The 24,494-nt window shown below is 40.4% G+C and carries 16 protein-coding genes; 11 read left to right on the top strand and 5 right to left on the bottom strand.

Going from position 1 to position 24,494, the window contains the following annotated elements:
• Positions 1-92 precede the first annotated feature (92 nt).
• The 8 genes from FN809_RS01935 (at position 93) to FN809_RS01900 (ending at position 11,197) form a co-directional block, all read left to right on the top strand.
• Positions 93-554: a DUF4293 domain-containing protein gene (locus FN809_RS01935; RefSeq protein WP_142531784.1), complete on the top strand. Its 462-nt coding sequence runs from the start codon at positions 93-95 to the stop codon at positions 552-554.
• A gap of 250 nt (positions 555-804) precedes the next feature.
• Entirely contained in the window at positions 805-3,222 is a 2,418-nt protein-coding gene (locus FN809_RS01930) for an alpha-ketoacid dehydrogenase subunit alpha/beta (protein WP_142531783.1), read from the top strand.
• A 594-nt stretch (positions 3,223-3,816) separates the two neighbouring features.
• Positions 3,817-4,263, top strand: coding sequence for a hypothetical protein (locus tag FN809_RS01925; protein WP_142531782.1), 447 nt, complete (start codon positions 3,817-3,819; stop codon positions 4,261-4,263).
• Positions 4,264-4,275: 12 nt separating this feature from the next.
• Positions 4,276-4,734 (top strand): DUF1801 domain-containing protein, encoded by a 459-nt coding sequence (locus FN809_RS01920; RefSeq protein WP_142531781.1) that lies wholly within the window; start codon positions 4,276-4,278, stop codon positions 4,732-4,734.
• Positions 4,735-4,836: 102 nt separating this feature from the next.
• Positions 4,837-5,274, top strand: coding sequence for a VOC family protein (locus FN809_RS01915; protein ID WP_142531780.1), 438 nt, complete (start codon positions 4,837-4,839; stop codon positions 5,272-5,274).
• A 205-nt stretch (positions 5,275-5,479) separates the two neighbouring features.
• A complete protein-coding gene (locus tag FN809_RS01910; RefSeq protein ID WP_142531779.1) occupies positions 5,480-6,547 on the top strand; it encodes an efflux RND transporter periplasmic adaptor subunit in 1,068 nt (355 codons plus the stop codon).
• A complete protein-coding gene (locus FN809_RS01905; protein ID WP_142531778.1) occupies positions 6,544-9,765 on the top strand; it encodes an efflux RND transporter permease subunit in 3,222 nt (1,073 codons plus the stop codon). Before FN809_RS01910 ends, FN809_RS01905 begins: the two co-directional genes overlap by 4 nt.
• A gap of 1 nt (position 9,766) precedes the next feature.
• Complete coding sequence (locus FN809_RS01900) at positions 9,767-11,197, top strand: TolC family protein (RefSeq protein WP_142531777.1); 1,431 nt, start codon at positions 9,767-9,769, stop codon at positions 11,195-11,197.
• Positions 11,198-11,469: 272 nt separating this feature from the next.
• On the opposite strand, the gene FN809_RS01895 is transcribed toward FN809_RS01900, so the two are convergent.
• The 3 genes from FN809_RS01895 to FN809_RS01885 form a co-directional block, all read right to left on the bottom strand.
• Positions 11,470-13,200 (bottom strand): dipeptidase, encoded by a 1,731-nt coding sequence (locus FN809_RS01895; RefSeq protein ID WP_142531776.1) that lies wholly within the window; start codon positions 13,198-13,200, stop codon positions 11,470-11,472.
• Between the two features lie 116 nt (positions 13,201-13,316).
• Positions 13,317-13,721, bottom strand: a complete 405-nt coding sequence (locus FN809_RS01890; RefSeq protein ID WP_185957404.1) for a DUF1987 domain-containing protein — start codon at positions 13,719-13,721, stop codon at positions 13,317-13,319.
• A gap of 113 nt (positions 13,722-13,834) precedes the next feature.
• Positions 13,835-14,335: a SiaB family protein kinase gene (locus tag FN809_RS01885; protein ID WP_142531774.1), complete on the bottom strand. Its 501-nt coding sequence runs from the start codon at positions 14,333-14,335 to the stop codon at positions 13,835-13,837.
• 170 nt (positions 14,336-14,505) lie between these two features.
• Here FN809_RS01885 and FN809_RS01880 point away from each other — a divergent pair, with 170 nt between their 5' ends.
• Together FN809_RS01880 and FN809_RS01875 are read left to right on the top strand one after the other, a co-directional pair.
• Positions 14,506-17,568, top strand: a complete 3,063-nt coding sequence (locus FN809_RS01880) for an ATP-binding cassette domain-containing protein (RefSeq protein WP_142531773.1) — start codon at positions 14,506-14,508, stop codon at positions 17,566-17,568.
• Between the two features lie 20 nt (positions 17,569-17,588).
• On the top strand, positions 17,589-19,814 hold the full coding sequence (locus FN809_RS01875) for a SpoIIE family protein phosphatase (RefSeq protein WP_142531772.1): 2,226 nt from the start codon (positions 17,589-17,591) through the stop codon (positions 19,812-19,814).
• A gap of 91 nt (positions 19,815-19,905) precedes the next feature.
• Here the strand turns inward: FN809_RS01875 and FN809_RS01870 are convergent, their stop codons facing one another.
• The gene (locus FN809_RS01870) at positions 19,906-20,283 is read right to left on the bottom strand and encodes a RidA family protein (RefSeq protein WP_142531771.1); all 378 of its coding nucleotides are present in this window, start codon (positions 20,281-20,283) and stop codon (positions 19,906-19,908) included.
• 38 nt (positions 20,284-20,321) lie between these two features.
• Positions 20,322-23,123 (bottom strand): putative LPS assembly protein LptD, encoded by a 2,802-nt coding sequence (locus FN809_RS01865; protein ID WP_246095388.1) that lies wholly within the window; start codon positions 23,121-23,123, stop codon positions 20,322-20,324.
• Positions 23,124-23,393: 270 nt separating this feature from the next.
• Between FN809_RS01865 and FN809_RS01860 the strand changes: the two genes are divergently transcribed.
• On the top strand, positions 23,394-24,479 hold the full coding sequence (locus FN809_RS01860) for an N-acetylmuramoyl-L-alanine amidase family protein (protein ID WP_246095386.1): 1,086 nt from the start codon (positions 23,394-23,396) through the stop codon (positions 24,477-24,479).
• Positions 24,480-24,494: the final 15 nt, after the last annotated feature.

Below are 24,494 nucleotides of genomic sequence, written 5' to 3'. Positions count from 1 at the left end.
AACACAAACCCGGTACAATTATTGGCAGAATTGCCACTTAAAAGTAAGAACCCTTACAATATTTCTTTCTATTTTTGCCAAAAAATAAAACTATGATACAAAGAATACAAACGATTTATTTACTATTGGCTTTAGGCTTTGGTGTTTCTATGTTTTTTGCTCCGCAAATAACATTTGCGGCCGATACACTTTATATGCTAAATTATAAAGGTATAAACGCCATAGAGGCTATGGAAAATTCAAAATCAATATCGGCGGTGGCACTCACCATATTATTGGGGCTCACCCCTATTGTTTCCTTAAGTGCAATTTTATTGTATAAAAAGAGGTTACTCCAAATCAGGTTATGTGCCGCCAACATAGGCTTATTGATTGGCACCACCGTGCTTATCTATTATTTTGGAACGGTTGGTACAAAAGAACTCCCTGCCGATGACCTGTCCTACCATTTGAGCACCGTATTCCCTATTGTGGGTGCCATACTTAACTTTTTGGCCTTACGCGCCATCGCAAAAGACGAAGCTCTTGTGCGATCGATGGACAGGATACGGTAAACTAAAAAGAAAGAGTTTGTGTTTTAGGATGCTGCGCTAATTAAAAATCAGGGAAAGTAATAAAATAGTAATACGCAGGTGGATGATTGGTAAGAGCTAAGCCTATCAGCATTTTAGCCTTAACTATTACTACATTATTTGGCATAGTTATTTTTAACTTTGAATCGCATCTGGTTTTCCTAAACAAAACTAAATTCAAAATGTTACTTTTGCAGCAAAACAGCTTTAATTAGTCTGAAATAATATTACCATGTTTTTAGAAAAAGAAAAATTGGGTACTACACATAAGATCACTACCGAAGAGGCGCTTCACGATTACTATATTGTATGTTTAAGCCGTCAGCTGAGTTTGCTGGGGCGCCGCGAAGTGCATATCGGACGGGCACATTTCGGTATTTTTGGCGATGGAAAAGAGGTGGCGCAAATTGCCATGGCAAAAGCGTTTAAAAAAGGCGACTGGCGCTCGGGCTACTATCGCGACCAAACATTTATGCTGGCAAAGGGATTACTTCAACCCGAAGAATTTTTTTCGATGATTTATGGCGAAATTGACGAGGCTAAAAACCCCTCAACGGTTGGGCGAAACTTCAATAACCATTTCAGCACACAAAATATCGATGAAAATGGGGAAATAAAAAACCTGCTCGAAAAATATAACTCGGCTTCCGACATATCCTCTACCGGCGGCCAAATGCCACGATTATTGGGTTTGGCTCAGGCCTCGAAGTTCGCTCGCCAAAAACCCGAAATATTAAAACACCTAAAAAATAATGTGAAGGGTAACGAGGTGGCTTTTGGTACCATTGGCGATGCCAGCACTTCAGAGGGTGTTTTTTGGGAAACGATCAACGCCGCCGGGGTAATGCAAGTTCCTATGGTTGCTACGGTATACGACGATGGATACGGCATAAGCGTGCCCACTGAATTACAAACCACCAAAGCTAGTATTTCAAAGGCGCTGCGAGGGTTTCAGAAAGAAGAAAACAGCAATGGGATTGAAATTTACACCTGCCAAGGTTGGGATTATCCGGCACTGGTAGCGATGTATCAAACCGGTGTTGGGCGTACCCGTGAAACGCATATTCCGGCTGTTTTTCATATCCAGGAACTGACGCAACCACAAGGCCACTCCACTTCGGGTTCGCACGAGCGTTATAAAACAGATGAACGTTTGGCCTGGGAAAAGCAATTCGACTGCAACATCCAGATGCGCAACTGGCTACTCGAAAACGAAATTGCCGATAATGAAATGCTGGACGAAATTGAGAAAAACGCAATTCAGCGGGCTAAGGAGGCACGCAAAAATGCGTGGTCGCATTTTATAGGTGGATACAAAAATGAACAGGATGAACTGAAACCGATTATTGATAAGATTGAAAATAAAATCCCACTACAGAGTTATCGCTTGCAGGATTTTGTGAAGATCACCCAAAAGCCATTCCCTACAAGGCGTTCGTACCTTAGCTTTGCTAAAGGACTTTCCTTGAGAATCCATCACAATAAAAAAGTGGAAAAAGAACGTGCCGAACTAAAGGCCTGGATAAAACGTTTTGAAACCCAAACCAATAATGCCTATAACACGAACCTATATCGCAGCGGTAACGATTCTACGCTCAATGTAAAAGGTGTTCCTGCTGAATATGATGAAAATTCGACAGACGTAAACGGTTCTGAAATCATCAGTGCCAACTTTGATTATTTGTTTGAAAAGTACCCCACCTTAATCACCTTTGGTCAGGATACCGGAAAAATGGGTGATGTGAACCAGGGGATGAAAGGTATGCAAAAAAAATATGGTGTAGAACGGGTTTCGGATGCCGGTATCCGCGAGGCTACTATTTTGGGTCAGGGTATTGGATTGGCATTACGGGGTTTTCGACCCATTGCCGAAATACAATATCTGGACTACCTGATATACGCACAATCGCAATTAAGTGACGATTTATCCACAATGCAGTATCGCACCAAAGGCAAACAGGCCGCACCGGTGATTGTACGCACCCGGGGGCATCAGTTACAAGGAATATGGCATGCCGGCTCACCGATGCAAATGTTGCTGGGTTCTATGCGCGGCATGTATTTGTGCGTTCCCCGTAACATGACACAAGCGGCCGGCTTTTACAATACTTTGCTGCAAGGAAATGATCCGGCTCTTGTAATAGAGCCCCTGAAAGGCTATAACGTGAAAGAGAAAATGCCCGCCAACATAGGGAAATACAATATTGCCTTGGGTGTACCCGAAATCTTGCGCGAGGGAAGCGATGTTACGGTAGTAACCTACGGATGGAACTCGCATCACGCCGTAAAAGCAGCCCGGTTGTTGCAAAGTTCCAAAGGTATTTCGGTGGAGGTGATTGATGTACAAACTTTACTTCCGTTCGATATCAACCATTCTATTTTGGAATCCATCAAAAAAACCAATAAAGTAATTTTTATGGATGAAGATGTTCCGGGTGGTGCAACGGCCTATATGATGCAAAAAGTACTGGTAGAACAAAAGGCCTTTTATTATCTCGACGCAGCACCGCGAACGCTTTCGGCAATGGAGCATCGTCCCGCTTATGGAATCGACGGGGAGTATTTTTCGAAACCCAATGTTGAAAAGCTTTACCGCAGTGTATATGAAATAATGGGTGAAGTAAACGAGAAAAAATTCCCGCGACTCTAACCATTTAAAAAACCAATATAAATATGGAATATCACTCGGCTGCATCTAAAAGGTGTACCCCGAGTGATACCCACGTGAAATAACTTGTTAGTTTATAAGCGATTTTAAAAAATCAGAGAACCAACAAAGTTAAACTGTTTGCGGGTGATATAGGATCTGAGTACTGATAATTAGAGTCTATACACGCTATAGTACTGCAGTTATCATTCCTTATTCGCCACAAAAAAGCATCAACCCCACCAAAAAATACTTTAATTGCATAGATCCAAACTCATTGCTCCAAAAATCAATGTGAATTTTAAGATGCCAGTACCAATAAAATTTGTACTTTTAATCATGATTAAAAAAGCCATATAAGGACGAGACTATTTTTATACAACCTGCAAAAAAACTATCATGGCTCAAAAAGCTAATAGTATTGAAGCAGTCAAAAAAAAAATCGGCAGGTAGCAAGGTAGATGAGTTGAATTACTTAAAGTAAAAAATAACCTCACTCCTTGCTTTCGTTTTTTTTGCTTTATGGTAGCATAATGATTGATATATTACGGTGTCTTAACAAACACAGTACAATACATAATTTAAAAGGATCATAAAATGACAACAACAGATTCGGTACAAACCAAAAGCCCAAAGTGGTTTTGGGTGATAGCAATTGCTTTTCTTCTTTGGAACATAATGGGTATTTTGTCTTTCTTCGGACATACATTTATAACGGAAGAAGCTTTGGCTAAATTGCCGGAAAAAGAAAGAGCTTTATATGCCGAATATTCAACATGGACAATCATTGTTTTTGCCATTGCTACTTTTGGCGGTTTAATTGCCTCTATCGGTTTGATGCTAAAAAGAAAGTGGGCACAAATTTTCTTTATCCTATCATTTCTTGCCATTGTACCACAAATGATTCATAATGTGTTTTTTACAAGATCTATTGATATTTATGGCTTGGCTCAGGCAATAACTATGCCTGTTCTGGTAGTACTAATTGGAGTTTTTGCCATTTGGTTTTCAAGCTTTTCTAAAAAGAAAGAATGGTTAAGATAAAAATAAACTGCCATGATATACAAAGCATCAACACCTGAAGAATATATTGCGCAAATTCCTGAAGAGAGAAAAAAAGCAATGCAGCAACTTCGATGTGTAATTTTAAACACGTTACCTGAGGGTTTTGAAGAAGGTATTACCTATGGTATGATAGGCTATTATGTTCCGCATTCAATATATCCCGATGGTTATCATTGTGAGCCTGCATTACCATTGCCATTTATGAGTATTGCTTCTCAAAAAAACTCAATAAATATATATCACAGTGGAATATATGCTGATAATGCATTATCTGATTGGTTCGTTTCAGAATATAAGAAACGCTCAAATAAAAAATTAGATAGGGGTAAAAGCTGTATTCGTTTTAAAAAAATTGAGGAAATACCATATGATTTAATTGGCGAATTATGCACAAAAATAACTGTTGCACAATGGATTGATTTGTACGAAAAAAATATTAAAAAGAGCTAATTGCGGAATCGCTAATGTAGGATACATAGTATAGACGACAGAGGGTCATTTGGGCACAAATGCGATGCGCACAGTTTAATATTAACTTAAAATAAGTAAATTATGACAAACATAAGTACATATTTAACATTTAACGGAAACTGTGAAGTGGCATTTAATTTCTACAAATCTGTCTTTGGTGGAGATTTTACTCACATCGGAAAGTTCAAGGATATGCCGGAAGATCCAAAATATCCGGTTTCTGAATCTAACAAAGAGAAGATAATGCACGTTTCATATCCAATTGGGAACACAATGCTTATGGGAAGCGATACAGGGGGTGAATGGAGTACAAACTTTAAGCAGGGAAATAATTTTTCAATATCTGTTAATACAGACAATATGGATGAAGCGGACAAACTTTTTAATAAGTTATCTGAAGGAGGAAAAGTAATTATGCCTATGAATAAAACATTTTGGGATTCCTATTTCGGGATGCTTACGGACCAATTTGGGATACAATGGATGGTGAGTTTTAACGCCAACAATCGAAACAAATAAATCAATTACAGGCATTTATTTAACGTTTATATCGAGTAATGCAAAGCTATTCGATTTTTCTTATAAGTGCTATTCATTACAACCCTGAGCTGTTTTTCTATTTAAAATTTCATTAGCCTATTGTATATCTTCGAACTTTTGGCTATATATCTTGTAAATTCGTAATAACATTAGGCTTATTTGTCTGAAATTATATATAAAAATCATGAAACAAATATTAACTGCAGTAAGTTTGCTGCTCGTGCTGGCCATATATTCATGTGGGAGCAATAAAAAGGAGAAGGAAATTGTAGTAAATGTGAAAACAGATACCGTAGAGGTATATGGAAATAGCAAAAGCGCAGCTTTCCCCGGCCGGATAAAAGCGGGAGACGATATTAATCTCTCTTTCAGAATTGCTGGGCCAATAGCATCTATCCATGCATCGCCCGGTAACTTTGTGAAAAAAGGAGATGTGCTGGCACAAATAGACCCCAGGGATTACAGAACCCAATTGGCAGCCACCGAGGCACAGTATCGTCAAATTAAAAATGAGGCGGAAAGAATTATAACGCTTTACGAAAAAAAGGGGGTTAGCGAGAACGACTACTACAAAGCCGTATATGGCTTAAAGCAAATAACGGCTAAGTATGATGCACACAAAAATGCTTTGGCCGATACCAAACTGATTGCGCCCTTTGACGGTTATGTGCAAAAGACCTACTACTCGGCCAAAGAAACAGTGAACGCAGGCATGCCCGTGCTGTCAATGATAGGTACTTCGGTTATGGAAGTAGAAATAAATATTCCCTCAAACGTATATGCCAAAAAAGACCAGATTGAATCGTTTATTTGCACCAGCGACATATATCCCGGTAAGGTGTATCCCCTGGAAATGGCCGGCATGAACAGGAAGGCCAATCTAAACGAACTTTACACGGTTTATCTGAACCTGATAACTCCTGAAGGATATCCCCCACTAACGCCGGGAATGAATGTAAAAGTGGGAGTTCAATATAAAAATACGAGCCAGGAGAGGTATTTAGTCCCCATAAACGCGTTGATAAGTGGTAAAACAGGAAGCTCTGTATGGGTTTATAATGCCAACAACAGCACAATAAGCAACAGAGAAATCACAACTGATGGTATAAACAACAGGGGTTACGCAATAGTAGTAGAAGGGCTGCAGCGTGGCGAGGTAGTTGTATCGGCAGGAGCATCATCGCTAAAAGAGGGACAAAAAGTGAAACCCATACAGCAGCAAAGTAAAACCAACACAGGAAGCATACTATGATAGATTTTGGAAAATGGGCCTTGGATAATAGCAAGTTCGTCTTTTTTATGGTAGCAGCCTTGGTTGTTGGAGGCGTTTTCTCGTACAACGGCATGAGTAAGCTCGAAGACCCGGAGATAAAAGTGAAGCAAGCCATGGTGGTGACCACCTACCCCGGCGCTTCAGCTCACGAGGTGGAGCTGGAGTTGACTGAACCCCTGGAACTAAGCCTGAGGTCGATAAAAGGGGTGGAATCTGTTATCAGCCGATCAATGGATGATGTGTCTATCATTGAAGTGAAACTCAAGCCCACAGTGCCAGATGAAGAGGTAGAGCAAACATGGGATGTATTGCGCAGGAAGATATACGACACAGAAAGTGCTTTGCCTTCAGGGGCCAATGCACCTGTGGTAAAAGATGACTTTGGCGATGTTTTCGGTATGTTTTATGCCATTACTAACGATGGCTACACGGAGCGGGAGATGAACAAGTACTTAGAGCTCTTAAAACGCGAAGTGCAAAATATAGAAGGTGTGGCAGCCGTAGAGGTGTACGGATTGCAAAACGAATGTATCAATATTGAACTTCTGCAAGAGAAAATGGCCAATCTGGGTGTACATCCGGTAGAGGTGATATCAACGCTTAATGGCCAGAACGAAGCGGCCTATTCCGGATACTATCTGAGTGGCGACCATAGAATAAGGGTATCGGTAAACGATAGATACAAAAACGTAAACGATATAAGTCAACTCTTGTTGCAAGGGCACGAAAAAGACCAATTAAGACTGAGCGATATTGCATCGGTAACAATGGGTATTGAAGAACCTGTGCGAAACGAGATGTATTTTGATGGCAAAAAAGCCTACGGGTTTTCGGTTGCAGTGCTGAGTGGCAACGACATTACTAAGTTAGGTAAGGAGACCGACGAGAAGATGGAACACATTAAAGAGTCGCTCCTTCCGGCAGGGATAGATTTCCATAAAGTATTTTACCAACCCGAAAGAGTAGAAGATGCATTGAATTCGTTTTTAGGAAATCTATTGCTCTCTATTACAATTGTGATAGTGGTGCTGATGTTTGCTATGGGCTTTAAGAGTGGTGTCATCATCGGGGTCAACCTTTTTATCATTGTGTTTGGTACTTTTTTGGTTTTAAGTAATTTCGACGGAACACTCCAAAGGGTTTCTCTGGGCGCTTTTATATTGGCAATGGGCATGCTGGTAGATAATGCCATAGTAATTATAGATGGCATATTGGTGGACAAGAAAAGAGGACTGGGCAGACTAGAGGCGCTTACCTCCGTTGGCAAAAAAACGGCCATGCCCCTGCTGGGTGCAACCCTGATTGCCATTCTGGCATTTTACCCCATATTCCTATCGCCCGACACTGCAGGAGTATATGTGAGAGACCTGTTTATTGTACTGGCCGTATCACTTATGATAAGTTGGATATTGGCCCTTACCCTTGTGCCTATCCATGCAGGATTTTCACTGTACCGAAAAAAGAGAAGTATAGGAAAAGAAAAGGACAGTAAAACCAATATATCGGCGGAAGATAAGGGAGCAGTACCTGAAATAAGCAGTGAAAAACAGGAGGATCCCTTTGACTCACCTGCCTACAAAACCTTGCGCAAAATACTTGCATGGGTACTTTGCCACAAAACTACCTCTATAGCTGTAGCTGCCATATTGGTGGTGGCCAGTTTGTTTAGCTATCAGTTTTTGCCACAGGGGTTTTTCCCCGATATGGAGTACAATCAACTCTATATAGAGTACAAATTACCTGAAGGAACGGTGAGTGGCAAGGTGAAAGAAGATTTAAAACAACTAGCCGACCATTTGTTAGAGAGAGAGGAAGTGACGCATATCACCACATCTATTGGGGGTACACCCACACGCTATAATTTGGTCAGGAGTATAGCCGTACCCTCCATGTCATATGGCGAACTGATTGTAGATTTCAAATCACCCAAAGCAGCAGTACAGTCTTTAGCGTATATTCAGAACCATCTGATAGAAAACTATCCGCAAGCCTATGCGAGGGTAAAGCGCTACAACCTGATGTACGAGAAGTTTCCTGTTGCAGTGGAGTTTAGCGGGCCCGACCCTGCGGTACTCAGAAAACTTACTGCTCAGGCACAAGAAATCATGAATGAAAACCCTAATACCGTGCTGGAGTGTAACAACTGGGATCCTAAAACATCCGTTGTGGTGGTTAAATACAGCCAGCCGGCAGCACGTTCCCTGGGGCTCTCGCGAAAAGATATAGCCATTTCTTTACTGGCCGCCACCGAGGGGATTCCCACAGGTGTATTTTACGAAGGGCGCGACCGTTTTAACATCTATATGAAAACGGTGAAAAAGCCCGGAGTACCATTGATGGATTTGAACAATGCGCAAGTATTTGGCATGGTACCACCCTTTGCGAACCTTTTGAGTAAAGAGACCATTATGGGATTAATGAGTGGCGCAGTTAATGAGGAAGATATAATTAGTGAGCTGCTACGAACAGTGCCGTTGAGCCAGGCTGTAAGCGGAATAGACATTGAATGGCATGAGCCACTTGTGATAAGGAGTAATGGGCAAAGAGCCATGAGGGCACAATGCGAGCCAGCCCCGGGGGCAAGTGCGCAAAGCGCACGCGAGAGTATTCTGGCGGACATAGAAGCTATAGCGCTGCCACCCGGCTACCATGTTGAGTGGTGGGGTGAGCACAAAGCAAGCTCCGAGTCTACAAAATATCTTTTTAAGAATTTCCCGCTGGCTATTATTCTTATGATCGCTATACTTATATTGCTATTTAAAGACTACAAAAAACCTGTAATCATATTACTTTGCATACCCCTAATACTGATAGGAGTGGTATTTGGCATGCTGCTCTCCGGAAAAGAATTTGGCTTTGTGGCCATTGTAGGGATACTGGGATTGATAGGTATGATGATAAAAAACGGAGTGGTGCTGATGGAAGAGATTGGCGAACAACTGTCCACAGGAAAAACACCTATGGAAGCATTGCTCGACAGTTCGTCAAGTAGATTCCGCCCCGTGATGATGGCCTCCATGACCACTATTTTGGGTATGATTCCACTCCTGGGCGATGCGCTGTTTGGTTCGCTTGCCGTAACCATAATGGGTGGTTTGCTTGTGGGTACACTAATTATTCTGCTATTTATACCTATTCTTTATGCTTTGTTCTTTGGTATTAAATTAGAAAAATCTGATAAAAACTGTGGTAAATAATATGATGGCATTAAAACAACTATACAAAACCTCCATTGCTGCACTGTTATGGTTAATGGCCGGTGCCGCAACGATCCATGCCCAACAAGTGACCACCGGGTTAGAGGTCGCCGCGACAGAACTATCGTTGCAAGAGTGCAGGGAGATGGCCTTACAAAACAACATAGAAAGCAACATTGCCAAAGAGCAGATAAATGCTGCCGCCTACCAGGTAGCGGCCTATAGAGCGAATTATTTGCCCAATATATCGGCAACAGGGCTTTATTTGTACAACGATGCTACTTTAAGCAAAAATATAGAAGGAGGGCAGTTGCCAACCTTTATGCCATCGGATGGTGCAGGGGGAGTGGCACCCAACGGTGGCTTTGCTTTTATGCCCGACATTCCGCTGGAGTTGGAGCTGAGTGGTACGTACAATGCCTCGGTAAAAGTAGAACAAGCCATTTACACGGGTGGAAAGGTAACTGCGGCCTATAAAATGGCGCAAAAAGGGCATGAAATAGCTCAGGCAAACGAAAAATTATCGGAAGTGCAAGTAATTGTACTGTGCGATGAGGCCTATTGGAACTGCGTAAAAGTAAAAGCCCTTATTAAGAGTGCCGTACAATACAAGGAAACCTTGCAAGAGCTGCAACGAATGGTGCAGGAGGCCGTGGATGCCGGCATGAAGCACAGGAAAGATATCTTATCGGTTCAGGTGAAAATGAACGAAGCGGAACTCAACCTGGCACGTGCCCAAAATGGCTACCAGTTAGCTGTTATGAACCTGAACCATATAATTGGCTTGCCACTGAGCCAATCTACCAAAGTGGCGGATAGCTTCGAAGTGGATACAGCCATCGATCTTATGCCCGAATCGCCGGGCGCAACCAATAACATTGACATTACTTTGCGCCCGGAATACAAGCTACTCACGAAACAAGTAGAGATGAAAGAGCAAGAAGTAAATCTGGTGAGAAGCGATTTCTTGCCCAATGTAGGAGTAATGGGGGCTTATGGTTATACAAACGGACTAAAACTAAATGGCGAAAAGCTTATAAACAGTAGTAGTTTCTCTGCTTTACTATCGGTTAATATTCCTATTTTTAATTGGGCTGAGGGCCGAAACAAAGTAAAAGGGGCAAAATTACAGAGTACAATTGCCCAAATGCAGCTGCACGATTCGCAACAAAGGATGACGCTGGAAGCTACCAAATCGATTAACGAACTGAACGAGGCACAACTGGAAGTGATACTTACTGCTAAGTCGGTGGAACAAGCACTTGAAAACATGGAAATGAGCAAAGACAGATACGAGAATGGTATGGAAACACTGGCCGACTATATGGAGGCGCAAGCCATGTGGCAAAATGCCATGAGCATGCATATTGGGGCTAAAGCAGCGCTCAACCTGGCAAAAACTAAGTATCTGAAAGCGACCGGTAAACTTTAGCTGAGCACACTTATTTTACTTATTACCAGCTTCTTTAAACTAAAATCGAAGTTTTTTTTAAAAAAGGATTTTAATTATGTAGAATGGGGTATTTACAGATTGTACAACACTTCATCATGTCATTGTAATCATCCGTATATACCAGTTTTCCACTATAAAAAAAAGCCTTTGTAATTCAATGAGTCAGGCTCTGCAGGGTTAGGGCCATGTGCAGGTATTACAGATGTAGTTTGTTGTTTCCGCGATCCTTTTACTCTTAATTTTGATATCATTTAAGGAATAACTTCAAACTTATCGCCCGTAGTTTCCAGAATTAGCTTATACCACCAGTCGGGATTTTTAGGATGTTTAACAATGGGGTATTTTCCAAACGCATTGGTCTCAAACACCCCATTCTCCTCCATTTTCAAATTGCCATCCAAATGCTTTACCATCAAAAAGCCGTAGAGCTCCTGCCATCGCTCCACTGTGTAATTACCCATTTTAACCGAAAAATCAGTCAGGAAATCAGCTGCCAGCTCGGGGTCTTTCCGGTGCAGTTCGAGTGCTGCCTTGTCCACCGCCGGCACGTAATTTTTAAAGCGCGTCTCCAAAATGCTTTGTGCTTTTTCAATATCCGGATAGATGCTATTGTATCGCAGATAAGCCAGGTGCGCCACCTTATTGAACACCCAAAAAGCAGCATCCTCTTCATATTTAATAATGCTTCCAAAGCCTTCGGCAAAGGTTTTCGGCACCTTGTGCATGCCGGCATACATGGGTACATACACTGTAGAAGCTGCATCGTCCACCCCAAACCATAAAATCCCCGCAATCATGTTGGGCAGGTCTTTGCGGCTTTGCGCAATAAACGAAAAAGCCGTTTGCTGGGTGGCAATTGTCCGCTCGTGAAAATACTTTTTGCCATCCACTTCCCAGGTCAGGGGGCGCCAGCGGTATGGACGTTCGCCTTCTCCGGCGCCAACATCTTTACGCATATCAAACGCTGTTCCTTCAAGATGATCGCGCTTAAAGTGCATCAAATCCTGGGGGCTAAGCTTGCGGTCGGGACGGATATACAGCGGCATCTTGTTTTCCATGTCGTAACCCATGGCATAATCCAGGTATTGATCCATATCACTGTTCACCTTGCTAAACATACTCCAAACGCGTGCTTCACAGAAGCGTGCGCCGCCAAAATCCACCGGTGCATACGCATCCGAAAAACTGAAGGCTTCATCCTGGCCTGAGAAATAACCTTTTTGTCGGGCCACCTCAATCACATCATGCGAATACAGCACTTCGAGCGAGGGCGAGTTCAACAGGTTAAATTGCTTTGAAGTAATGGATTTCACTCCATCGGCAAGCGGAAAAGTAGTGATGCGGGCCTGATTGGCATGTGCCGATATATACCCGTCGGGAATACGTATGGCAACCCAAACTGCGCCTTTATCAGCATTAACGGTAGTTTTTGTTTTTTTATCGTACTTCGGGGTATAGCCCTTCCCTATCAGCTCCATAATCCAAACCTCATTGGCATCAGAAATAGAAAACGACTCTCCACTGCTGTAATAGCCATACTCCTCTACCAGTTCGGCTATATTTTGAATTGCCTCACGTGCCGTAGCAGAACGCTGAAGCGCGATAAACATCAAACTGCCATAATCGATCTGCCCTGTGGTATCCACCAATTCCGGACGCCCCCCAAAAGTAGATTCGCCCATGGCCACCTGCTTTTCGTTAAGGTAGCCTACCACCTTGTACAGGTAATCGGGATTGGGCACTTTAGCCAAAGGTCGATGCGAGCCCCTGTCGTAACACTGATAATATGATCCCGGAACTTGTTCTCCCCCTTCAAAATAATACAATTCGCCATAGCGAATATGTGAATCAGCAGCATATGTAATCATGGAAGAACCATCGGCAGAAGCGCCCGGTGTAACTAAAAAACTGGTGCAAGCCATGGCCGGAATGGCGATCAAATTAATCATTGCAATAATTATCGACTTAAAATATAGCTTCATGTGTATTAAATTTTTACTGTTTTTATAATCTCGCTTAGATAATATTTATATAAAAAAGGTGTGTTGTTATGTTTATCTTAAAAATAGCTATGCCCATGTTGCTTCGTATAAAACACCTACCCTACCGCTTCACGAACCAGCTCGAAGGGGAATTTTGACATCCTGGACATTTCCTGACCGACCTCTAGCATATCCTCATCATCTTCTTCGTAGTGCCAGTGTACAACAATAGGGTGCCCGAGGGAATGAAGTCGACCCAGTTTTTTACAAAAATCCAGGATAAACTTAGCCGAAGTTGAATTAAAATATTCAAATCTAAATTTAAATATAAATGGAGAATTCACCGGCATGTCCTGCTCAGTGAAAAATGTCTCCAGCTCTTTAATCCAATCCATTACAGGCTTATAAAAAACACTTGCATTCTCGGGTCGGGATTCACCGGAAATTTCAAAACTGCTTGTATCAGGATCAAATAATATTTTAGGCGAATTAGCAGTAGAGTCAATTATTAGGCTTTTCATACTCATTGTAAATATTTGTTTTTAATAGGTATTCAATGGAATTCTCCAATAATGAATTATCCGTTGAGTGAAGCATTTACAAGGCTCGTAATATAAAATAAACGCGTTAAAATTTAAAAGGGAATGCTTACTTTTAATTCATATATCGAGGACTGCTTGTTAACAGGGCTAAAACTATAGTCAAAATTGCTATTGGCCTTAAGTGCTATGGTTATTATCCCTAATCCGGCTCCTTTATTTAGTAGTATATTTTCCTTGTTAATCTGATTTTCGTACATTTTAAGCAAGCTTGCTTTGTCCTTATGTTTAGCATCGTATAATTTTTGTTTTAGAACACTTACTTCATCATTTGAAATAAGGTTACCGGCTGTAATTAAATATTGATTCCGGAATTTTTCAAGTATTATGTAGGGGTGAATTTTAGTGCAAGGGTCCACTTCGTGATGTTTAAGAACATTCTCGATGCATTCTACCATAATATTGTACACACGTTTTTTAATCACCTTATTAATGGCATTTTTCTCCAGGTCATTTTTAACTTTCTGCAGCAGAATTTCGGTGGTTTTAAATTCTATAGGTCCCTGGTATCTGAGTATGATTTTATTTTCTGACATTTACCAAATGATAGATCGTTTTCTGTGTGTAAATAAGAATTTAACTAATACAAGTAATAAGCCTGCTTGGTTTTAACTTTGTACAGCTTTGGCTATATTTTTAAAGCCAAACTCTTAATTTTTTTACAAGATAGGAAATAATTAGTAGCTTTATATACAACTTTTATCCTATGAACGAAAATATATTAAAGGCTTTAATTCAGTTGTTTGCCTTGGTATCGGACATTGATGTAGCTGTAAAACAGCCTGACCATGAAAGGAAATTTGTGGAATCGTTCCTGAGCAGCCTGTTAAGTAAAGACCTAATAAACAAATATTTAATCCAGTTTGACGACTATCTGAAAATCTACTCTTCTAAGCAGGTTGGCATCCCGGCACGAAAAAAAAGAAAACGGGAAATGGTAGATGCCATGAAGGTGATGGCTATTTGCGAGCAGATAAATAAGGAATTGGAGCAAAAGCAAAAAACTTTTGTGCTGCTAAAATTGCTGGAATTTATCTCGCTGGATGAAACACTTACCGAAAAAGAATTGGACTTTGTATTATCGGTAGCAACCGCATTTAATATTGAAGAAACGGAATATTTAAATTGCAAGCACTTTGTTTTTAACACCTTAGATGAGCTACCTGAAAAGCAGAATATCCGTATTTTTGATGGTAGTAATGGCAAACCCAACGATGAAATTAAACACATCAACATTGGAAGTCTTTCTGGCGAGATACTCTTTTTGCACATCAAAAGCACCCATACCTTTGCATTTCGATATACCGGTGATCAGGATATTTTTTTAAACGGACAAAATATCATCCCCAAACAGATTTACATTTTCGAAACAGGGTCGTCCTTGCGCAGTGCAACCACTAAAACAGTGTACTATACTGATGTTGTTAAAGAGTTTATGAACCTGCCCAAGGAAAAAAGCGCTTCGTTAATTGCCAGAGATATTTTTTTTAGGTTTAGAAATAGTGAGAATGGCGTCCGTTTACAAGAGCTGAACATCGATTCAGGGCAACTGGTGGGAATAATGGGGGCAAGTGGAGCAGGAAAATCGACACTGCTTAATATTTTAAACGGAAACATAAAACCCCAACAAGGGCAAGTATTTATCGACGGCCATGATGTATATGATAGTAAAGATATTGCAAAAAATAGTATTGTAGGTTATGTACCGCAGGATGATATACTGTTTGAAGAACTGACCGTATTTCAGAATCTTTATTTTAACGCACAATTGTGCTTGAATAACTATTCGGAAGATAAAAGAAAAGAGACCGTAGATAAAATGCTGCTCAGCCTGGATTTATATGGCATTAAAGATTTGGTGGTGGGCAACCTGCTAAACAAATTGATAAGCGGTGGCCAGCGTAAACGATTAAACATAGCACTCGAATTGATACGCGAACCCTCCGTGCTTTTTGTGGATGAACCTACATCGGGTTTATCTTCTATTGACTCGGAGGCGGTTATGAATCTGTTAAAGGAGCAAACGCTAAAAGGCAAAATAGTGATTGTAAATATTCATCAGCCATCCTCCGACATCTTTAAAATGTTCGACAGAATGCTCTTCCTCGATAAAGGGGGTTATTTGATTTATTCGGGCAACCCTATTGATGCGATCAGCTATTTTAAATCAAAGAGTAATTTTATCAATGCCAAAGTGGAGCAATGCGGCGAGTGTGGTAACGTTAATCCCGAGCAACTATTGCAGATTATCGAATCCAGAATAGTAAATGAATATGGTAAGCTTACCCGGACAAGAAAAATTACGCCTAAAGAATGGTATGATGTTTTTCATCAATCACATAAACAAACATCCATTCCTGTTCGGCAAAAAAATAAATCTACCCAGGGTATGTTTAGCATCCCTACAAAATTAGCGCAATTTAAAATTTTTCTTCATCGCGATGTGCTCACCAAGCTCAGCAATAAACAATACCTGCTCATCAGTTTATTAGAAGCACCTATATTAGCAATATTGTTAGGCTTCTTTACCAAATATATAAGTGGTAATGGGGGAAATCCCGATGCCTATGTTTTTATGGAAAACAACAATATTCCGGCTTATATTTTTATGGCTGTGGTAGTAGCCTTGTTCCTGGGACTTTCCTTATCTGCCGAAGAAATAATCAAAGACAGAAAACATTTAAAGCGGGAGTCTTTTTTGGGATTGAGCCAAAAAAGTTATCTGCATTCAAAAATAGGTCTGCTGTTTTTTATGTCGGCCATTCAAATGCTTTCTTTTGTTTTAATTGCTAATTATATTCTCGAAATAAAGGGCATGACTTTCCATTATTGGCTCATGCTGTTTAGCACTTCGTGTTTAGCCAATTTATTGGGACTCAACCTTTCCTCGGCTTTAAACTCTGCTATTACCATTTATATTCTGATACCGTTTATCTTAGTGCCGCAACTGCTGTTCAGTGGTGTTATTGTACGCTACCAGGAATTGCACAAGAGCATAACATCCCAGGTTTATGTGCCTCTTATTGGTGATTTGATGACCTCGCGATGGGCTTACGAGGCTCTTGTTGTTCACCAACACAATGCCAATGAGTTTCAAAAGCATTTTGCCGACATGGAGCAAGAGAAAAGTTCGGCAAGCTATTATAAAGATTATTTAATACCCGAGCTGCTTTTAAGCTTGCGTTATTGTAGCGAAAAGTTAAAAAATGCAGATAGAGCCGGGGATTTTGATTTAAATATTGATTTAATTAACAATGGAATTAAAAAATTAACGTTAAATACCGGGCTTTCTTTTACCCACCTTGCAAAATTAAACAAAGCAGAGCTGAGTATTGAAGTATTAAACGACACAAAGGCATATTTGAAGAGGGCAAAACAGGAGCTCATGAATAGAAGAAACGATGCCGCTAAACGAAAAGACATCAAATACCATCAACTGGTAAGTGCATTAGGTGGCGAGGATGCTTTTTATTTATTCCGGCAACAGTACCACAACAAGAGATTGGATGAGTTGGTCACCAATAAAGAGGGTGTGGAAAAAATAATCAGGGTGGGCGAGCAATTTGTGCAACTTAAAGATCCGATATACAAAAGTCCGGATTCAAATTGTGGGCGTGCTCATTTCTATTCCTCTTATAAGCGATTGGGCAACTGGCAAATACCCACTTATTGGTTTAACCTCATGTTTATTTGGCTCAGCTCACTTGTGTTATACCTGGCATTAATAGCTAAGGTATTGAACAAGCTAATTAACGGAAAAAGGAAATGAATGCTTGAAAAAAAAGAAGGATGAAACAAAAAAAAACACCCCGCTTCATTGGACTAAGAATTTACTTTACAGCAACATTTTTGTATTTATTTCTGGTGATGCCCTTTATTGGTTTTCTGCTATTTCAAAATTTGCCCGAAATTATTAGCGAATCCAAATTCTCCTCTCAGCTAATAAACAATCAAGCAGATACAACTATGGCCCGCTTGGATTCTCTTCGCATAAATATTAAGATTGGAAAAAATGGTGAGAATATTGTTGGCGACGAGCTTTTAATTGAGCAAAACGTAGACTCCATTGTAGCTGTAATCGAAGAAGATATTTCGAGACAGGACAATAGTGAGCTACGCTTGAAAAAAAATCAGAACCTGGAGAAATTTTTCCGATTGTATTTTGAAACACTGATACTATGTTATTTGTTGGGCATGTTGTTTAACGGGCCGTTTAAAATATATTTAAAACGAAAAAGAAAACAAAAGAAAATCGGGAAGCGGCTCGAATGGTATTGTAAAAAATTTATATTAATTACCCCCCTTGTCAATAGTCTAATTTTACTACTGCCTCATATGGTGAGCCATATATTTGCGATATCTACTTTTTTATCAGCAGAAACCGGCGGTCGTGAAAGTGACAATAATATATTTCTAAACTTTTTCTATGTATCGGCTATAGCAGCATTTCTTACCACGCTGTTTGTTTACTTCTGGAAAAAAAACAGGGTTCAGTTAAAATATATCGAGTACTTTTTTAACAAGGACCAACTCCGTAAACGGATATTCCGGTTCAGAAGCGGTAAAATAGGACGTCAGCTATGGTATGCGAGTATCATTACTACATTTTTTCCCCTGGCTATCGTTGGATTGTATCTTGTGCTGAGCCTCACATCAGTGCGTGACTTAGGAATAACGGAATTAAGCAACGAGCAAAGAATTATTTTGTTTGGCAACTGGAATGACACGCTAAGTATGGTATCGGAACAAAATATTACCGATAACGAAAAGGATTTATATTACGTTACGGCCATGGATACCATTGTTATGTTTTTCGGGATTGGCTCGGGTATCCTTGTATCAATCATCTATATTTTCCTGATTTTAAGGTGGACCACACGCAGCATTGTTTATCCGGTGAATGAACTACTGCTGAATATGAAAAAAATCCGTAAGGACGACAGTAGTCCTTATACCCTTGTACGAACCAACGACGAAGTAGGGGAGCTGGCGGAAGGCTTTAATATAATGCTTCATAAAATTAAGAACTATATAGCTAATATTTCGCAGATGAATGCCGAATTAGAAGATAAAGTGATTGAAAGAACCAAAGAAATTGAAGAACAGAAAGAGGAAATAGAAGCGCAAAAAGAAGAGATTACAACCCAACTGGAGGTGGTAACCGACCAGAAAAATATCATTGAAGCACAGCAATATCAAATTTTGGATAGTATCCGTTATGCCAAAAGAATACAGTCCGCCATATTGCCGCCTGATGATCTGTTTAAAAATTCATTTACCGATCATTTTATACTAAATCGGCCGCGCGATATTGTCAGTGGCGACTTTTATTGGAGCATAAAAATTGAAAGCAAAATATACGTAGCAGTGGCCGATTGTACCGGACACGGTGTGCCTGGGGCTTTTCTGAGTATTCTGGGCATTTCGTTTCTCAACGAAATAGTAAATATGAAACATAGTCGGGATGCCAGCCAAATATTGGGGCAATTGCGAAAGGCGCTCATCTTTTCACTGCATCAGCAAGGAAAGGAAGGAGAAGCCAGGGATGGCCTTGAAGTAGCTTTATGTGTTTTAGATATGGACAATTGTACCTTACAATTTGCCGGTGCCAACCGTCCGCTCTACCTTGTTCGAAAATGTGATGAGAAGCAGGAAAGTAATGGGCAATCAAATAATAACATATCGGTTTTTGAAAAAGATGAATATCAGATACTAAAATATAAACCGGATAGCATGCCCATTGGTATATATTACGATGCAGATTCGCCCTTTACAAATATTGATATCCGGATACAAGCCGGAGATGCTATTTATCTCTTTACGGATGGCTATGTGGATCAGATTGGAGGCCCCAGACGTAAAACCTTTCGCGTAAAATATTTCAGGGAATTATTATTTCAGATTCAGGACAGAGAAATGAATGAACAAAAGAAAATTTTGGAGCAAAATATTAGCGAGTGGCAAGGTGGTTTAATCCAAACCGACGACATCCTGGTCATTGGCATGAAAATCTGATGCCCATTGGATCAACCGATCGGGATATCATGCAAAAATCACAAATAAATTGCGAGGATCCCGCAAAAAGAGAAACCCTCGCATTATTAAATTACTTTGCCGCAATGGTCTCTATTTCCACTTTAACACCCAAGGGCAACTCTTTTACCGCAAAGGCAGCTCTGGCTGGTGGGTTCTCTTTATAATAACTGCCATACACCTCATTCATGGCTTTAAAGTCGGCCATGTCCGACAAAAGGCAAGTAGATTTAACAACATCGGCAAAGGTATAACCGGCTTCCGTAAGGATGGCCTCTATATTTTTCATTACCTGCTGTGTTTGCTCTGTAATAGATTCAACCTCTACCCTACCCGTTTCTGGGTTAATGGGTACCTGACCCGAAATAAACAACATTCCGTTAACTTCTACCGCCTGACTGTACGGCCCTATGGCAGCGGGTGCATTGGGTGTACTAATAATTTTTTTCATAATCATTTATATTTAGATTGTTAGATAATAGACTGGTTTTAAAAAAAGCTGGCATTATCGCGGGCGCTGCTTCGCTTATCGTATTTCAGATCTTGTAATATGGAAGAATTAACCCTTAAGGAGAAGAAGTATGATTTATATCTTCCCACCGGAACCAGGTTAAAACTCATGCCCCAGCAGTGCAAGTCGCGCGATATTCTCAGGTTGGTGTGCGATATTTTTTTCATATCAAAATTATATCCGGACGAAAAAGAGAATTTCCATTTTGGGGTAAGCGAAAAATCACCGTTCAGGTTTATGTCAGACGTTACCTTCTTTTTAAAGGCCATTTTTTCTTTTTCGAATTCGCCGTTTACCAATCTAAAACTATAGTTAAGCGAAAGGTTCCATGGGAATTCGAATTTCGTATATCCATCATCTGTTACTTCTGCCCTTCCATCGTCGGTACCTCTGGTATCGGCAAATTCATCCTCTACACGGTCAATACGATCCAAGGGGTTTACATAATCCTCTTCCTCGGGAGGTTCATCCGCATCTATATCCTCGTTGCTACTTTCGCCCCTGCGTTTTTCGAGCCATTTTTTTATTTTCTCCGAACCTATGGAAACACCAAAATTCAGGTTGGCCGACTCCAGACGTGCCAACTTACCTGTAGCTTTGTAATGCGATGTGTTAATACGTATGGGGGTTCCTCTGCTGGTAGTATCCAAAGCATAGGGGTCAAAGCTAGCTCCAAAATTGATGTTAGTGCCCAGTATTTTAGTACGTCCGCTCATGTTTATACGCGACCACTTGAGCGAGTCGGCCATAAAATTATGCGAGGTAGAGAAGTTAAGCCCCTCCAAAATCTTAATCTTTTTATATCCCAGGGTGTCTCTATCACTTTTTACTTTCATTTCCAGCGTATTGCCTATAGATAGACCCAAAGAACCTGACTCGCCCCTGCCGGGTGAGCCGTACAATGCACCTTCATATATCGAATATTCATGCCGAATAATGGAATCCTGATTAGGGTCGTAATATTCAATCCAATCGTAATACCCATATCTTTCGGCTCCAAAATCCGGACGGTAAGACAAGCTGGCGGATGGTGTCATCACATGTCGGATCTTTTGTACCTTATCGCCAAATAGTTTTTCCCATGGGGTAAACATTGTATAAAACTTGGTTGACGTACTTACAGAATAGCTGTAATCATATACCCTTTTAAATCCCGCAGAGGTGTCAGCAACAACAACACGGTTTAAATCCTCATCCCATTTTTTTGATATGGAGCTGGTGTACCATCTTTCCGTGTAATTAAAAGAGGGTGTTAGGGTAAAATATTTTAACATTTTTAGATTTAAGGATACCGGAACGCTATGTCTCATTCCGTTTTGCCATTGGCTGGGAAACTTTTTATCTCCTAAATCGTACTCCTTGGCGGTAATATAATTCTTGATATTCCCGGTATAAGACAAGCTCATTTTCTCGTACCAGGCTTCCTTGCTGCCTATCTTATTTTTTCTCTTGAACGGAAAGATACGGTTCATCGTCACGGTTAAATCCGGCAGGGTAAGACTAACAGTGGTGTCGCGTGTATTTTGCGAGGCAAGCAAGTTAGCCGAGAAATTAATGGGCAGATTCGGAAACCTTCGGCTGTATGAAATACTGGATCGTTTGGTGTTGGTGGCCAGTAGTGTAGGATTAATAATACTGCTCACATTATTCTGATCGTACGAACTGCTTGAGTAATTAACACTGGCCGAGAAGGTTTGAAATGGATTGGCCTTAGTATCTTGCCGGTGCGACCAGGTAAGCGAAAAATCCTTTGTTTTACGATAATCGGGCAAATCTTTTTCGCTAAATATATTAACAATATAATTGGCATTTAAACTACCACTATAGGCATATCGTTTTTTATATTTCGATGCCACGCGCGAACCCCATGATGAATTGGCATACAAATCGCCGGTAAGCGCCAAATCAAAATAATCGCTGGCCGCCCAATAGTAACCTCCGTCTCTTAAAAATATCCCTCTGTTTTGTTCCTCGCCATAGGATGGCATAATGATACCCGAGCTATAACTTGATGTAGAAGGTACAAAACCAAAAGGAATACCAATGGGATAGATAGGTACATCCTCTATCACCAGATAGGCCGGCCCGGTAATAATTTTTTCTCCGGGGATTACCTTGGCTTTGGTCATATTTAAATAAAAGTGAGGGTGTTCATGGTTATCGCATGTACTGTAATGTCCATCCTTTATCGAAAAGGAATCGTCGGGTGATTTTTTAGCCAGACTGCTTACTACGTAGCCTTCGCCCTGTTCTGTAACCACATGTTCAATCAATGCTTTTTCGCTTTTGAAATTGTAGCGGATAGTCTTCATTTCATACGAACCCTGACTGTCTGTGAATACAGGCAACCCCTTCGCAACACCTGTTGAATCCTCTAAACCATAGGCAAACGTTAGGCTGCTGTCCAAATCCAATTCAATAACAGCCGCAGTAAGCTTAATATCCTGATAATTTACCTCGGCATCGCCATATAAAAATACCTGGTTGGTTCCTTTCATCACAATGGAATCCGAAGCACTGTATTTAACCTCGGCTTCAATACCTAAACCAGATGCATTTTGGGCTGTAGTATCAACAACCGATTGCAAAGTGTCCGAAGGCAGTAATAAAGCACTCGTATCTTTAGATGGAACAAGTAAGGTATCCTGCCGCAACAAATTGAGGTTCTCGTTATTTTGTGCTTGTAAAAAAGGATATACAAAGCAAAAAACCACCACGATATTAAGGATACGCCAATAGGGTTTTAAACCTTGGTATATTTTATGTATGGGAATAATCAAGGAAACAGGCTTTACGATTTTCAAATTGCCACAAAAATAAATAAAAATTGATGACAGCAGGGGTTTATCCTATAAAATAAATGAAGCTTACCAACAATGTTTCACATAAGGTAGGATGCCTCATACAAAAATAGCACCATACCCGTTTTAATATTTACCTGTATACTTTATTTATTGATGAACAAGAATGGATATTCGTGTAATTAAAGTTATTTTTGAGCTCATTTTAGTTTGGTGACGAAACATTTAAATGATAAAGCAAGCATGAAAATGAAATTATTAGCTTATAGCATTTCAATAATTGTGGTATTGGGTTGTTTTGTGGATGTTAATGCGCAATCGACCGGAAGATTAAAAAAAGTAGTGATAGACGCCGGACACGGGGGGAAAGATCCGGGAGCACGTGGCAGGTATACAAAAGAAAAAGACATAGTACTGGCCGTAGCACTTAAATTGGGCAACTACATCGAAAAATATCTGCCTGAAGTTGAAGTAGTGTATACCCGAAAAAAAGATGAGTTTATTCCCTTAATGAAAAGAGCAGAAATAGCCAACAAATCAAAAGCCGAACTATTTATATCCATACATGCCAATTACATTAGCAATCCCCGGGTACGTGGCACCGAAACCTTTGCGCTTGGGCTACACAGAACACAGGATAACCTCGAAGTAGCCAAAAAGGAAAACTCAGTTATATTATTGGAGGATGATTATTCCACCACCTTTCAAGGTTTTGATCCCAACTCTTCAGAGTCCTATATTATTTTTGAACTGTACCAAAATATGTATCTCGATCAGAGCCTTGAAATGGCCAGTCTAATAGAAAACCAGTTTAAACAAAGAGTGGGACGCAATAGCAGAGGCGTTAAACAAGCCGGTTTTTTGGTGCTGCGCGAAACAGCTATGCCCGGTGTTTTGGTGGAGTTGGGTTTTTTAAGTAATTCAAACGAAGAAAAATATATGTCATCAAACGAAGGCCAATCCTTGCTGGCATCGGGGCTATTCAGAGCATTTAGAGCTTATAAGAAAAACTTTGACGAAAAGAATAAGTTTGATATGCCAAAAGAGCAAATGAAGACGGCAAAAAATAATACGCAAATTACTTACCGCATTCAGGTAGCCTCCAGCAAAAGAAAAATTAAAGAGGGCGCTTCTATTTATAGAAAATTGGATGATGTGTACGAATATAAAGATGGTGAATTATATAAATATGCCACGGGCGAGTGCAAAAGCTTTTCCGAAATAAGCAAGATGATGCCCCAATTGCGCAAGAAATTTAAAGATTGTTTTGTGATAGCCTTCGAAAACGACAAAAGGATTCCGCTGAGTGATGCGCGCGCTAAATCGGGAGATTAAACCTATTAATGGGCT

The sequence above is a fragment of the Saccharicrinis carchari genome, from assembly GCF_900182605.1.
GTDB lineage: Bacteria > Bacteroidota > Bacteroidia > Bacteroidales > Marinilabiliaceae > Saccharicrinis > Saccharicrinis carchari.
Note: the sequence above shows the minus strand (reverse complement) of the source record. Positions and strands in the feature narration are given on the sequence as shown.

Coding starts and splice junctions, on each gene's coding strand:
- FN809_RS01935 (WP_142531784.1), top strand. CDS start 93: ATGATACAAAGAATACAAACGATTTATTTACTATTGGCTTTAGGCTTT.
- FN809_RS01930 (WP_142531783.1), top strand. CDS start 805: ATGTTTTTAGAAAAAGAAAAATTGGGTACTACACATAAGATCACTACC.
- FN809_RS01925 (WP_142531782.1), top strand. CDS start 3,817: ATGACAACAACAGATTCGGTACAAACCAAAAGCCCAAAGTGGTTTTGG.
- FN809_RS01920 (WP_142531781.1), top strand. CDS start 4,276: ATGATATACAAAGCATCAACACCTGAAGAATATATTGCGCAAATTCCT.
- FN809_RS01915 (WP_142531780.1), top strand. CDS start 4,837: ATGACAAACATAAGTACATATTTAACATTTAACGGAAACTGTGAAGTG.
- FN809_RS01910 (WP_142531779.1), top strand. CDS start 5,480: ATGAAACAAATATTAACTGCAGTAAGTTTGCTGCTCGTGCTGGCCATA.
- FN809_RS01905 (WP_142531778.1), top strand. CDS start 6,544: ATGATAGATTTTGGAAAATGGGCCTTGGATAATAGCAAGTTCGTCTTT.
- FN809_RS01900 (WP_142531777.1), top strand. CDS start 9,767: ATGATGGCATTAAAACAACTATACAAAACCTCCATTGCTGCACTGTTA.
- FN809_RS01895 (WP_142531776.1), bottom strand. CDS start 13,200: ATGAAGCTATATTTTAAGTCGATAATTATTGCAATGATTAATTTGATC.
- FN809_RS01890 (WP_185957404.1), bottom strand. CDS start 13,721: ATGAAAAGCCTAATAATTGACTCTACTGCTAATTCGCCTAAAATATTA.
- FN809_RS01885 (WP_142531774.1), bottom strand. CDS start 14,335: ATGTCAGAAAATAAAATCATACTCAGATACCAGGGACCTATAGAATTT.
- FN809_RS01880 (WP_142531773.1), top strand. CDS start 14,506: ATGAACGAAAATATATTAAAGGCTTTAATTCAGTTGTTTGCCTTGGTA.
- FN809_RS01875 (WP_142531772.1), top strand. CDS start 17,589: ATGAAACAAAAAAAAACACCCCGCTTCATTGGACTAAGAATTTACTTT.
- FN809_RS01870 (WP_142531771.1), bottom strand. CDS start 20,283: ATGAAAAAAATTATTAGTACACCCAATGCACCCGCTGCCATAGGGCCG.
- FN809_RS01860 (WP_246095386.1), top strand. CDS start 23,394: ATGAAATTATTAGCTTATAGCATTTCAATAATTGTGGTATTGGGTTGT.